This window comes from Brevibacillus sp. NPDC003359, assembly GCF_042878995.1.
GTDB lineage: Bacteria > Bacillota > Bacilli > Brevibacillales > Brevibacillaceae > Brevibacillus.
On sequence record NZ_JBIAOR010000007.1, the window covers coordinates 158,527 to 172,850 of the forward strand.

Sequence of the window (14,324 nt, forward strand, 5' to 3'; positions counted from 1 at the left end):
TATGCTCGCAGAGAGCGTTATTCAATACTTTATCCGCTCACCATTCTCAAAATTACATGAAGGTGGCACCCATAATCTAACAAACAAATAGGAACATCTTAAGTATACAAGAGTTGACTCAGGAAAAAAAGAGGGACAGATGCCCCTCTCCCTAATTAAATCAGTTTTCTTTAAGCAAACAATTTTAAAGCTAATTGTCCAACAGCTGGTGTATCCTTTTTTCGTCCTCTATGTTTTGTATTATCATTTACAACATCAAAATCCTCATAAATTTCTAACATACTTAATTGGCCTTCTTGTTTTTTAACGATTATCGGTTTACCTTCTATTGTAAGCCCCATTGAATGCATAATATGGTCCACAATCGCAATCTCATCGACGAAACCGAATCCGAATGTGCTTACTTCATCGAAGTAAAACAAGTCTTGATCATAAACGAATCCCAAAATACTGTTTTCTCTAATTCCCCGTAGGATCTGTTCCTTACGTGATAGTAAAAGCGATTTCCATGGTGTAGCAAAGTAATTCAACCACTTCATTAAATGCTGTTCAAGGCTATTCGAATTGGTTTGGCTACCCGGGATTGTCAGACATCGACTTAAAGTAATTTCAGCTAATTCCTTCATCCTATTACGGAGTATCGTTTTAAAATCGTTTTCATTGACCAGTTCAAGACCTTCATCAATATCCTTGGCAGCTAATTGCTTCCACATTGCTGCTACACTAGTACCATCCAAAGAATCAGCAATATCTCCTGCCATCGCTGAACTAGCATCCCTTGAATACTGTGCAAGTTCAGATCGATCGATCCTTCCTTCCGCCAGCATTGCATGACCTCGCTTTGCCATTATCGTCATAAATTGATTCAACTGTTGAGACAGATCGTAGACCAGATAATAGACTCTGCATACTCGATCCTGACCAATCCGCCAGGCCCTACGAGAGCTCTGTCTGACTATGTTGATATCGTAATCAAGTTGATAATAGATAATCGTTGGCCACATAAGCAAATCTAATCCAACCTGTACGATACTCGAGTTACATATTATAACTTTAGTACCTAGTTTCGCCTGTCGTTCGAGCCATTCAAATCGCTGCAATGTACCAGTGCTACTCGATAGAATTTCAGAACTGATTCCTTCTTCTGCTAACTGATTCTGGAGGTATTCATTCATCTCATATGCATCACTATACTTGGTGTAGATCACTATACCCCTGTCCTCTGCAAGCTCCTTTTTTACGATGTCTATAAGTCTTCTTAATTTAGCGTGCTTCCCTGGAATCGGTGGCGCTTTAATGATTAGATCCGAATTAGAGTCTTTATCCCGAAATTCAATTTGGGCTCCCAAATCCGGTCGATCACCATAATTTATTGTTGATGGAATAAACTTCCCCCATCTACGTGTTTTACGGGACTCTTCAAAAGCTCTTTCGTGAAACTTCCGATATTGGTGTCTATGTTCTGTATCCATTTCTATAATTTCAGGTAACTCATGAAGCTCGACGAGCGGTAACCCCAAATCTTTTAATTCTGTAAAGGTTGATTTATGCAAAAGATGATTAACAACTAAGGCAGGAGCAATACCAGGATCTTCTTTTGGTTGCAACGCCTTTACCCTTCTAGGAGTTACTATACCTCTGTCTCCACCTTCTACTTCAAATACTTCCCTCAGTACCCCATATTTTCTAGCCCATTGGATCATTCCTGTTTCATGGTCGAAACCCTCGTCTAGTAAAGCTTGAGGATGACTTCGCCATATTATTTCTTTAATGGATGTACTCTTGCCGGTTGTTAATGTACCGGTTAAATTCAAATTGTTTCTACCGGCTTTCACCATTTGAGCGAATGCATCGCCTCTCCCGGATGACTCTGACCTAGTCTGCTGAACTTCATCTTGAGCAAAAAATGTAAAGAACTTCTTCGTCTTCTTTAGAATCTTGCTGATGTTATACCTAGGCTTGTTACGCGTTTCATGTCTGCTCTTTAACGACGGTCGCCACAACACTGACTGACAATTATTGCATTTATTCGGCTTACCTTGATTATCCCATTTCTTAATATAACCAATTGGAACATTATTTGGTGTTAACATTCCATCTTCAATGTTTACATTACTTTGAAGGTAATGTTTAGTGATGTGTCCTTTTTTTGCTGCACTTTTAATATCTTGAGGGTTTGGACATCTTCCTTTTTTGACGAAATCGAAGAAATCCGCATTTCTAAAGTAATTTTTCTCTTCCTCGATTTGAATCGGTTCTCCACAATCAGGACAATGCCATGCATAATTGGTAGTTGAATGCTTTAGACGCTTCCAAATCCCTGAAAAGAATGGCTCATGCCCTAATTTTGCCCGATCTAACCCAACCATATAGATTTCAATATCGTCCTTGTGAGGTTTGTGTCCATTTCTGATTTTGTTTAGGAGGCGAATTGCATCTTCTGTTGAATTGATATACGTGATTTTAGCGAACTGTGGGATGGTTGGCATGATTTCGTCCTGTTCCCATTTTGGTAACGTAATGGCCGGTGCAGATAGCAGGCAGCTCGTACCATAACTCGAGCCACGTTCCTGTTTCATTGTATGGTAAATTTGTAGAACCCCACATAAGGTAATTGATTTTCCTGTTCCCATATCCGAGGAGTCAAAGCGCGAGGTGGAATCCGCGTCTTTACTTAATAAAGAATTCACTAGTGCTTGGATCTTGTAAGCTTGTGCTGGGAATGGTATTCGCTTCATCAAGCGGAATCCCCAGTGAAGTTGATCTACATCAGGATCAAAATATGGACGCACCTCAGAGAGCTTGGTCGCTAATGTTACAGCGTTGTTTTTGATGAATTCTTTCAAAGTCCACCCTGGCTCAAAAACTCCACTGGTGATGAGATCAATCTTTGGAATGGATAGTCGGCCATTCATCATTTCAACCTCAATTTTTTTTAGAAACTCTTCTTCCTTTACTTTTAAACGAACAGCCTTTAGCTCAGACCAGATCGGAAAATTATTATTTAATACGACAATCAATTTCTCCTTCTGTTGATCTTCTAGTAAATGATAATAATCATCTTGCCAGCAGGAAGGTAAATTGAATTTTTTTGTTAGAAACCTTCCGATAACTTGTTCGATTTGACCATCAACTGCAATAATTACAGGATCTACAACGACTCCATCCACCGCGTCACCTTCAATATCATTCCATACGGCTGCTCGAGGTAAAATCATTCCATGATAAACATCCCCAATACCGATGGGTCTTTCTTTTTTCCGATAAGCTACTCCACGTAGCGCTTTGATTCTTGTATTCTCTATAAATGTGTCACGCTGCTCAATTATCCCAGCGCTAATTGCTTTAACTGTCGTTGCATATCCCATGTAACTCGCAGCTAGAAGTTGCATCTTCTCGTCATATACAATAAAATGCAAAATCGCTTCAAAGTTTCTTTCTGGAGTTTGCATTCCAATCGTTAGATTTGCATCTGGTACTTCCATAGTTGGGCTAATGTTTTTCATTTTTGACGCTCATAAGAAAAAACAAGGGCATGGTAGCCCTTGTTTCCCTTAAGGGCTACCTCCCTTACTTTGTTCTCTTTACATCACTTCAACTCTACAATGCCAAATTTCGGTGAGAAGATACGTGCAACCGGTACAGGTCGATGCACAATCTCTTCTCGGACGGTTATCCCCTCATCGTTTTCGATATACTGAGTCTCCGGATCATTAACGGTGTATCCAGATAACCAAAAATCACCCATATTTCCGTCTACTGTATTGGCTGTAATAGCCAATCCCATGTGAGCTATTTTCAACGGAAGCGGAGGCCTCTTTAGTCTATTTGCGTTTTGCAGTGAAGGAGGAAACATCATTGTTACTACATCTCCAAAAACAGTGGAACCCTGCAAGTCTTTCCAGAGCTCATCAGTTCGTAATGCTTCACCTCTAAAATACGACACTTCTCCTTGGGCAGCCGGAACTATATATTCAATACCGTCATTATAGTCAAGCGGTGTTACGAAAGATGGTCCTTGCTTTGCCACCTCTTTTAAATGCTGCTCCGTCTCGGCTGCGTCTTTACCTAGCGGTTCTTGAAAATAACCAAAGACGACGACTTGACGGAATACAGGGTAGAACTCGTCAGTAAATCTGTATACGCGTACTGCATCTAATTTTCTTGAGACAGCACTTGCAACATCAGCTAATATTTCTTGAGGGATGCAAAAGCAAACGACAGCTCCCTTTTGAAGCATTTGCTGTTCATTGCGATACGTGTGGATTCTAAAGGCAGTTAGCTCCATCCTTTCAATCCCCCCATTATCGTAAGGAGGATTCAACCAACAAAGTGTCTGATAAGGACTGGAACGAACTCCTTCATAACCACCCTGGATAACAACATCGAGTTTGGTTCTCGCCTTTTCATACCGGCCATGTTCTAATTCATTTCCATAAGTGCTTACAGTCGCACCTTTCCCTAAAAGATTTGTTTTTAATTGCAGTAAGGCATCCCCTTCACCGCAACATGTATCCAAAATATTTACATGTTTCCCTGGATGTACAACCAATCGTCGAGATACCAATTCGATCATCTCAGTAGGTGTAGCATAGAATCCACCTTTTGCTTGCGAAGCTAATCTTGCCATTTTGTCCTCCCCAATAAAAAAAGAGAAGGATTAAATCCTCTCTCTCTTCCTGGCTTCGTATTGTTTTCTTATACTTTTAACTCCAAATTAACATCGCATTTGCAATAGTATCCCCCTTATTGATTAATAGAGTATGTCTTTCTTGAAAACAAAAAAAGTCCACCAGCTAGACATACGAATCCCAAAAAAGGCCTTCATACGTCCAACAGATGGACTTTGCTTCCAATCAATCGCTAACCAAATAAATCATGGCTGCAGACAAAGACAGAGTAATCTTTTTTAATTATACCGAATTATATTAGATCCGGAAAGAAAAAGAATCCCTCTTGCTTAACGCAAGAAGGATTCTACGGTTAATCACCGTCTGGGTCTGTATTTCATAAATATGATCCGCAATATTTCTACCCCAATATATGGAATGACTAGGACTACAGGTAATAAGACAATGAACACTGTTACCCTGATCGGGTCAAACTCATCACCTTTTAACCATCCAAACGCATTCATGAAGCCAGTAGCCCCAGTAATGGCACCTATTTTGCGGATCAAATCCGAATTGTATATAAACAAAATCAGCAATACTGGAAGTATATATCTTTTCATGCATCATCACTCCTCTTCTTCCAATCTTGTTACCATGAGCAAGTGGTTCAGGAAGAAGATAGAATAATTCTACATATCACCCTCTAACCATTTATTTTCGCCACTTGCTAACGATTCACGATCAGGCTGTTGTATAGAGAACAGCTTCTTGTTATTAATCGTAACAGGTTCTTTAATATTTTCAAAAAATGTGTATATGCTTCCTATTAAAATCGCTACTACGCACCATCGCCAATAAAAAGGTAAAAAGCGTTTCCCTAATCTATTAATCGATCTTCGAATTTCCTTTGCTAGTTCACTCTCATTTTCATAGCTGTCGTTTGAGTTCATCGTTTTTTCCATATGCAATCCTTCTCCTTATTAATTTTTTGATAGATGAAATTTATCTCTCCTTCCCAACAACTGCGCTTTTTATCTATATAAAAAAAGACAACCACTTCTAAAATAAATTAGAAAATGGTCGTCTTTTGAATTTGGAATCATACAATAAGAACGCAAAAAAACTCTTTGCGCATACGAACCCTGAAAATATGTTCGTACAACTCACAGAGAGTTCTCATTTACCAGATAACCGCTGCCCCATTCACCATTTTGTGTGGGACGCTTACAATACAATATATCTATCATTAGAATAGCACGTTATAAACTTATATGTAAATATTTTCTTCATAATAATGGGTATATGCTTTATTAAGAAGGACCTACATTTCGCCTTCCTTCAGCGCTAACCTTCTTTAAGGGGTACCGCCAGCAAAACGCAGATTTACAACGCTAAGGAGTTCCTGACACAAAAACAGCCGATTTTCACCACGCTAAGGGGTGTAACTGGCTGTTTTGAATACGTACTAACTTACAAACTACAAATTTTTCGTTCATCCCGATTTAATTGATCGGTCATAGGGGTACAGCCGAGATACGTGTAAAAATGGGTTATAGTATGTAATTTATTGGAAATCTTATATATTCCCAAATGGCGGCAGCACCTTTATAGGGGTCCTAAACCCCGTTTGTAGATTGTAACTTCTTAGCATAAAAAAAGACGCGATTTCTCGCGCCTATTACTGCCCAAAGGGTGGAATCCAGAATTCTTTCCCTTCGTGTTCGATGAGCTTATCCAGCCATTCTGTAAATGTCAGATCAATGTCAATCGGGTTATCGGGGTCCATTGATTCAATCCATGTGAGGTAGCCGTTTCCGCTGTCGATTCTGTCTTGATCTACGCATATGCATCCGTTTGAGTAATCACTCCAAGCAATGGGGTAGTGCGGATGATCGATACTATAGCCTTTCCAATGCGAAATGACACGTTGGGGGCTCAATATACTGCAACCACCGCCATAACCCAACCCTTGAAATAAGACGGCACTATCGAATTCATGTAAAAATTCTACATAGTCTTCAGGGAGATCAAACGATCTCAAATGCGCCTCTATACTGGTATTTGGATCGTTTGCTTTGTAAAAAATGAACTCATTTTTTTCATTTATAATATGCAAGTTCCCATCTTTCTCAACTCGTCTTCCCTTAATCTTGTCTAAAATATGGTCAAAATTACTCACGCAGTAATCACGTCCTTTCGATAACAGGATGGACAGCCATATATGACGGCTGTCCATTTTTTTAATTTTTCCGGTAACTTCTCCACCAGTCAGTCACTTCCTCATGTATCAGGATGTAATCGTTTTTGTAACCGTCTTTAAGAAGAGGAATTAGGTTGTCGAAATCGTTTGATCCATAGTATTCTAGCGGAATCATGTGATGGATCGCAACTTCGTTCCAACTGAAATATTGAGGGGGGCCGAAGTAGCCCTCGTAACGTTTCTTGTAGGCCTCTCTATCCACCGCTCGCTCCCTCTTCTGAGGCACCATGTCAGCGTCCGGTTTAATTAACTTAATGTTTGACTGCGGATCGACGTAATCAGGGTAAATTTCGCCTTTATTGTTAGTCAGGATCTTTTCTACCTCCTTCAAATGGGCGATAGGTGAGGAGCCTCCTCCCAGGTATCTAACAGTTCCTTCTAATTTTCCTGACCACCAGTAAGTCTCCGCATTAGCGCGTGCCCTATGAGTAGATAGGTTCGCGTATGGAGGCTTAAAATTCATACTTTCATTTCTTTCTACTTTATATTTCCCGTCCTCTGATACCGAACGGATGATAGTGTGGGTGGCTTCCACAGAGGCTACTCTGCCTACCACGGCGCTTACAGTAACCACCGAGTATATGTCGCCACCAGCCCAGTCGGACGTCATCTTGTGATTAAAAAACACTCCATCAACGCTAGGACGCAAACTCCTTGGCTCAATAGCTCCAACCTCATCAGTGTCAGATTCAGCAACCTCGGCAGCCTTGTCGGCACTCTGGTAAGAGAAGGCACCGAAGTCAAATTTAGAGTCATCTTCTTTTTCAACTGGGGCTGCATTGGGGCTATACACCATTTGACGCTCTCCGATGATTTCATCCGTTGCGCTACTCTCCATAATAGTTACGTTTTTGCTTTCGAGTATGCGAGGTTCATCCATGGCCTCTGCCAATTCCTCTAGTGTTACCCCCTCCGCCAATTGTATGGGAAGGTTTTCGAAATCAACGACTTCTTCTGTCTCGGCGATTTTCTCTGTACTTTCAGCAGATGCTGGCGTCAAGACTGACACAGGAGCAACTAACAATGAGAACACGACAAAAGGCACTAATACTCTTTTGAATTTCTTCATAGGGCTTCTCTACTCCTTTTTTCATGTTTCTACATCTTTACGCTTCTGATCTAATTCTTTAGAAATTAATTCATTCTTTTTCCATCATTTTTGATTGAATGACCAGGATGTACTGATCCAATTGCTGACTTAATTCCACAACTTCATCATTCAACAAATCATTCTTTTCTAAATACAATTGCACCAGTTGCTCGCGTAATTGTTCCACAATGTTTTTCAAATGATCTACATCGTGATAAGTTCCTCCTTCCCGATCTTTTGGTAGCGTGGTACATTTACTTATAGGAGCCGTTACAGCTCCTACTGTGGGCGTTCCGTTAACCTTGCAAATGGGTGGGACGCCCTTTTTATATGCAATAGCTCCTATGGTTATCACCTCCCTTTTTTTGTAATTACTTACAAATATAACTATAACTTATTACCCGACAAATGCCCGACTGAGAAAAATGGGGTAAAAAAAAACACCCGTATGGGTGCTAGTTGCAGACTTGATATGTACTTGTTTAACCGCCCATTCCATGTGTGAGAGTAGTCACTCTTGGCTTCTCTGTGGCCGGTATGACTTGATCTTGTACGGTAACGCTAAAGAAGCTAAATGTTACCACTAGTGACAGCAAAAACGCCTTTATTTTCATGATGTGATCCTCCCTTTAAAATGTTATGATACGCTATTTTTTGCTGTTCTGAGGCGTATTGACGGTTTTCCCAAAACAGTTCAGTGGATCGTTTGAAATTTCCATGATGATTCATTTTATCAGACAAATCAAGGCAACGTAAAGTTTCCTCTAAACCAACTGAAATCGACCCTCTTTTATACTCATATAGCGCTTTACAATAACGAAAATGATAATGTCTGCCTATATTGACAGGATCATGATAGTTATTGAAACGATTAATCTCCTCAGAATATTGCTCTAGTATATGGTCTACAGAAATGTTGTACTTACAAGCTGCTTCCATGATAGTCAATAATCCAGCATGTATTTCGTTGGGATGTTTGGCCAGAAAATCAAGATACGTAGGTAATATGTCGGTGTTTCCTAGTAGTATATCGTAAGTATACATATTAGCCGTTGCCCAGTATCGAAACTTTTCGACTTCTTCTTTGCCAATTTCATCTAAAAATTCAAACCATCCTAGATCAGCATATCCTTTCACGCACTCTTTCGCTTCTTCGTACAATCCTTGCATTTGTAGCGCGACACCCTTAGCAAGAAATCCTTGTCCATAGTAAACCACTAGGTGTCGTTCTGTTTGAAGAGGTTCATGGTCTTTACTGCTTTTTCGTTTATCTTCATAAACTGCCGTAGCGAGAATACGCAACTCATCAGCGTATTTTTCAACTTCTTTCCACTTCTGTACTAAGAAGCATACATTCGCCAGTTTTAGTAATGCATCCAATTGGTAATTCTCCGCTAATCGCTTTCTGTAGGGTTCAAATCGAATGACGGCCGCCCAATGTTCTTCAGTATTTGTACCTTGTAACGCTTGAAATAATCGATACTGAGATAGTAAAAAGCGCTCTTCATGGCTATTTTTTTCGGTATCAATGACGTACTGATAAAATACAACGGATTCTTGTCTTCTGCCGCTCTGAAATAGTTGTTCAGCAATAGAGAAGAGAATAGATACGTTTTTGGGATTGTCTAATAACCTGGATACGGTCATCTCAATACAATGGTGTCGCCCAATCTCGGCGCACCTTACTAGAAATGGAACTACGCGCCATTTTGATACTTTCCCCTCACTAAAACACTCTTCTTCCGCATACAACTCATACAACCAGCCTGCCTCATAACCCAAAACCTTACCGATAGCATCTAGCTGCCCTATGGTAAGCGCTCGTGATGGGTTGCCATTCAAAATTTCGCTCATATGCCCAGGTCTAATGCCAGCCAAGTCACCTAACTTGCTCAGCGTATAGCCCATGTCCTTCAGGTGATGCACGATTTCTGATCGTATTGACCTTTGTACCGCCTGTAACTCCATAAAAGCACTCCTTTCACGAAAAAATACAAAGAGAAACAGCATTTTACTTTATTTTACATTTAGTCCAGTTTATATGCTAGCGTTTTCATTTCTGTGCACGAAATTACCATCCGTGCCCGATGCGATACTGTCAAAAAGCATGCTTTATGACATAACGGAAAACAGGCTCTATTCTACATGTCAAAAAGTATATTTTTTAATATCGAAACATTTCATTTTATTGATATACTTTTTGACATAGATTATAGGAAGGAGCTGCTATTTTTGAAAGTTGGGTACGTTCGCGTTTCGGCTAAAGATCAAAATACGGAACGGCAGCTTAAGAAAATGTTTGAACTCGGAATCGAAGAACGTTATATCTTCATTGACAAACAAAGTGGTAAGGATTTCAACCGTCCACAGTATCAGGCCATGCGTTTAATCATTCGCGAAGGAGACCTACTCTACCTTGATGCGCTGGATCGGTTAGGTCGGGATTATGATGGTATCATTAGAGAATGGAAGTATATTACTCGTGAATTAAACGCAGATATTGTGGTACTGGAAAATGAGACGTTGTTTGATAGCCGGAAATTTCGTAGCATGGGCGATCTTGGAAAGTTGATGGAGGATCAATTTTTAAGCCTGCTTTCTTACGTGGCTGAGCAAGAACGTAAAAAAAATAAACAACGGCAAGCTGAAGGAATTGAAATTGCAAAAAATAATGGTGTAAGGTTCGGTCGACGCAAGCAGGAGATCAATGCGGATTTCATTCGGATATATGGTGAATGGAAGTCTGGATTAATCACGGCGACGGAAGGCATGAAGCGTCTTGAGCTAAAGCCAAATACCTTTTATCGACGTGTAAAGGAATATGAGAATCAGATAAAGAAGTCATTCGATTGAAAGTACAATAGGGTTGTGAGGTTTCTCCCTACTGCTAATTAAGGAGTGCTATATCATGTCAGACAGTAAATTTTGGGATGAGCTTAAAGACAGTAGTAAAGGTGTATCGTGGGAAAACGAGAAGGTACTAAGAGAACGGGATGGTGCGATGCCGCAAATGTCAGTACGTCAGGTATTAGAGAAAATTGAAGTACTGAATCAAGAAATCAACTGGTTTAAAATTGCTCTAAATGAATTTGACATTGAAAATGATCCAGATAAAAATCCTCCCATGTCCCTAAAAGAATTACTAAGAAATCATCTCATGCATCGTATCGAGTTAAAAAAGAAACTAGAAAAAGCATTAGATAATACAACGATAGAGATTCCTGAATAGTATCTCATTTCATAATCGAAAGGCCGGATTCCTTAGAGGAAGGAAAGCCCAGCTTATTGACTGTTGAAAAGTCATTAGCGTATATTTTCGTTAAAATGTTGGTAGTACCCTGGATAAAGCATAGTTAAAAAATTATATAGAACTATTGTAAGAAAGGTGACGGATAGCACTTGCGCGGAAAAGAGCTGCTTACGTTAGATCAACGATTGGAATGGATGAGTCCTCCCACTGGTGAGTGGGAGCTTGCTACATACTACACTTTCTCGCAACATGATTTAGAAATAATTAATCGTCACCGGCGAGATTATAACCGGTTAGGCTTTGCTGTCCAACTAGCACTACTCCGTTATCCTGGATGGAGCATAACTGATATAAAGGAGATCCCCGATTTCTTGCTTGACTATCTAGCTAAACAGCTGGATACTGAGCCAGGAGTTTTTTCCTTGTATGCCCGAAGGGAAAACACGCTATGGGACCATCTGAAAGAAATTCGTGAGGAATTTGGCTTTACTACGTTTACAACGATCGATTACCGCCGGTTGTTGAAGTTCTTATTTAAGCTAGCGTTGGAAAATGGGAACGCTGTTCATTTAATTCGCGCAGCATTAGATGAGCTGCGTCGCTCAAAAATCATCCTACCGGCCATTACGACGATTGAGAGGGTCGTATGGGAAGCTCGGCATCGTGCGGAAGAACGGATTTATCGTCAGATCCACACAGCTCTAACTTCTTCCCAAAAACAGAAACTAGACAAGCTAATCGAACCTGTGATTGGTACCGGAAAAACAACACTTGGTTGGCTTAAAGAAACCACAGGACAATTCTCTCCGGAAGCCTTTTTGAAGGTTATTGAACGGTTAGAATATATACGGAACTTGCAACTAAATATTGATACTAGAGCGATCCATCCCAATCGGCTAAGACAGCTCTCACGCTTGGGTGCTCGATACGAACCACAATCATTTCGACGATTCCATGAAGCAAAACGATACACTGTATTGGTGGCGTACCTTTTGGATCTTAGCCAAGATTTAGTTGACCAAGCATTTGAGATCCACGATAAGCAAATTCTAACCTTGCAATCAAAAGGACGGAAACAACAAGAGGAGCTCCAAAAACAAAATGGTAAAGCTGTGAATGAAAAGGTGATTCATTATGCTGACTTAGGAGTTGCTCTTATCAAAGCGCGAGATGAGGGCATTGATCCTTTTGTTATGCTAGAAACGGTCATGCCGTGGGAAAAGTTCATTGAATCTGTGGAAGAAGCCAAGAAACTATCGCGGCCACTTGATTATGACTATTTAGATCTTTTAGAAAGTCGGTTTAATTATCTTCGAAAATACACGCCTACCCTACTTAACGCATTGGAGTTTCGTTCAACGAAGTCAGCTGAACCGTTGATAAAAGCACTCGATGCCATTCGAGAGATGAACGAAACAGGTAAACGAAAAGTACCTGAAGGTGCCCCATTAGATTTCGTATCGAACCGATGGCAAAAGCATGTTTTTGATGAGGATGGGACCATTAATCGGCATTACTATGAGATGGCAGCTCTTACGGAATTACGAAACTATGTGAGATCCGGAGATGTTTCCATTGTCGGGAGCAGACAACACAAAGATTTCGATGAGTACCTAGTGTCACAAAACGATTGGAAATCTACTCAGTCAATCGGTACCAGATTAGCCGTGAGTCTTAGTGTTGAAGCTATCTTGAGGAAAGAACTACGTCTCTATTACGTCGATTGCAGTGGATTAGTGACAACATCGATGCGCTTGAAGGAGTAAACGTAGAAAAAGGCAGATTACATGTTCATCGGCTTGAAAAAGATGTTCCAGAAGAAGCAAAACAATATAGCTCTACTCTCTATGGCATGCTGCCACGAGTTAAGCTGACCGACCTACTATTAGAAGTGGCAAGTTGGACGGGGTTTGACGAGCAGTTTATCCATGCTTCGACTAATCGTCATCCTAAAGCCGAAGAAAAACCGATTGTTCTCGCATCACTCATGGCAATGGGTACCAATATCGGCTTAACCAAAATGGCTGATGCAACGCCTGGCATTTCTTATCATCAAATGGCCAATGCTGCTCAATGGCGAATGTACGATGATGCAATGAACAGAGCGCAAGCAACACTTGTGAACTTTCATCATCGTCGTTCTTTAGCGTCCTATTGGGGGGATGGGAGCACATCTTCATCCGATGGTATGCGCGTGCAAGTAGGTGTTTCATCTCTTAGTGCCGATCCTAACCCACATTACGGATCAGGCAGAGGAGCTACTATTTATCGATTCGTCAGCGATCAATTTTCATCGTTCTATACGAAAGTTATCAATACAAACGCTCGGGATGCGGTGCACGTTATCGATGGGCTCTTGCATCATGAGTCGGACTTATCAATTGAGGAGCATTATACGGATACCGCAGGTTATACGGATCAGGTCTTTGGATTGACTCATTTGCTTGGCTTCCGATTTGCCCCACGTCTTCGAGATTTGTCTGACGCAAAACTTTATGCGATCGGAAAACCGAGTGACTTCTCGAAACTGGAGAATCTTCTCCGTGGCCAAATTGATATGAAGGTCATACGAGAAAATTACGATGATGTTTTGCGCCTGGCGCATTCTATTCGGGAGGGTAAAGTGTCCGGTGCGCTCATTATGGGTAAGCTTGGCTCCTACGCTCGCCAGAATAAGGTTGCCAAAGCACTTCGAGAGATGGGACGAATTGAAAAGACCATTTTTATCCTGGACTACATCTCAAGCGAATCGATGCGCCGCCGTATCCAACGCGGATTAAACAAAGGAGAAGCAATGAACGCCCTGGCACGCGCCATTTTCTTCGGGAAGCATGGAGAGCTGAGAGAACGTGCTTTGCAGGATCAGCTGCAGCGTGCTAGTGCATTAAATATCCTGATTAATGCCATTAGCGTTTGGAATACGGTATATCTAGGCAAAGCTACCGATCTACTCAGGAGTAAAGGAGCGTTACGAGAGGATTTATTAAAGCATATGTCACCATTGGGATGGGAGCATATCAACTTCCTTGGTGAGTATCGTTTTGACCCGAAAGGAGTTACCACTTTAGATTCATTACGACCATTGAATCAGGGATAAATTTAGGAGTTGAA

10 protein-coding genes and 1 pseudogene are annotated in these 14,324 nt (G+C 40.8%); 3 read left to right on the plus strand and 8 right to left on the minus strand.

Annotation, left to right across the window (positions count from 1 at the left end; translation table 11 throughout):
* Positions 1 to 170 precede the first annotated feature (170 nt).
* The 8 genes from ACFYU8_RS18475 to ACFYU8_RS18510 all read right to left on the minus strand — a co-directional run bounded on the left by ACFYU8_RS18475 (position 171) and on the right by ACFYU8_RS18510 (position 9,931).
* Positions 171 to 3,506 carry a helicase-related protein gene (locus ACFYU8_RS18475; protein ID WP_390301813.1) on the minus strand — a complete coding sequence of 1,112 codons (3,336 nt, stop codon included), beginning with the start codon at positions 3,504 to 3,506 and terminating at the stop codon, positions 171 to 173.
* 83 nt (positions 3,507 to 3,589) lie between these two features.
* Positions 3,590 to 4,630, minus strand: a complete 1,041-nt coding sequence (locus ACFYU8_RS18480; protein WP_390301810.1) for a DUF6094 domain-containing protein — start codon at positions 4,628 to 4,630, stop codon at positions 3,590 to 3,592.
* A gap of 357 nt (positions 4,631 to 4,987) precedes the next feature.
* Positions 4,988 to 5,233 (minus strand): hypothetical protein, encoded by a 246-nt coding sequence (locus ACFYU8_RS18485; RefSeq protein WP_390301807.1) that lies wholly within the window; start codon positions 5,231 to 5,233, stop codon positions 4,988 to 4,990.
* 69 nt (positions 5,234 to 5,302) lie between these two features.
* The gene (locus ACFYU8_RS18490; RefSeq protein WP_390301804.1) at positions 5,303 to 5,575 is read right to left on the minus strand and encodes a hypothetical protein; all 273 of its coding nucleotides are present in this window, start codon (positions 5,573 to 5,575) and stop codon (positions 5,303 to 5,305) included.
* Between the two features lie 716 nt (positions 5,576 to 6,291).
* Complete coding sequence (locus ACFYU8_RS18495) at positions 6,292 to 6,792, minus strand: SMI1/KNR4 family protein (RefSeq protein ID WP_390301801.1); 501 nt, start codon at positions 6,790 to 6,792, stop codon at positions 6,292 to 6,294.
* 61 nt (positions 6,793 to 6,853) lie between these two features.
* On the minus strand, positions 6,854 to 7,942 hold the full coding sequence (locus ACFYU8_RS18500; protein WP_390301798.1) for an HNH endonuclease signature motif containing protein: 1,089 nt from the start codon (positions 7,940 to 7,942) through the stop codon (positions 6,854 to 6,856).
* A 70-nt stretch (positions 7,943 to 8,012) separates the two neighbouring features.
* Positions 8,013 to 8,162, minus strand: a complete 150-nt coding sequence (locus ACFYU8_RS18505) for an aspartyl-phosphate phosphatase Spo0E family protein (RefSeq protein WP_390301795.1) — start codon at positions 8,160 to 8,162, stop codon at positions 8,013 to 8,015.
* Between the two features lie 371 nt (positions 8,163 to 8,533).
* Entirely contained in the window at positions 8,534 to 9,931 is a 1,398-nt protein-coding gene (locus ACFYU8_RS18510; RefSeq protein WP_390301791.1) for a helix-turn-helix domain-containing protein, read from the minus strand.
* Positions 9,932 to 10,195: 264 nt separating this feature from the next.
* Here ACFYU8_RS18510 and ACFYU8_RS18515 point away from each other — a divergent pair, with 264 nt between their 5' ends.
* The 3 genes and pseudogenes from ACFYU8_RS18515 (at position 10,196) to ACFYU8_RS18525 (ending at position 14,310) form a co-directional block, all read left to right on the plus strand.
* On the plus strand, positions 10,196 to 10,816 hold the full coding sequence (locus ACFYU8_RS18515) for a recombinase family protein (protein WP_390301788.1): 621 nt from the start codon (positions 10,196 to 10,198) through the stop codon (positions 10,814 to 10,816).
* A 55-nt stretch (positions 10,817 to 10,871) separates the two neighbouring features.
* Complete coding sequence (locus ACFYU8_RS18520; RefSeq protein ID WP_390301785.1) at positions 10,872 to 11,192, plus strand: hypothetical protein; 321 nt, start codon at positions 10,872 to 10,874, stop codon at positions 11,190 to 11,192.
* A gap of 170 nt (positions 11,193 to 11,362) precedes the next feature.
* Positions 11,363 to 14,310 (plus strand): annotated as a pseudogene (locus ACFYU8_RS18525) (Tn3 family transposase).
* Positions 14,311 to 14,324: the final 14 nt, after the last annotated feature.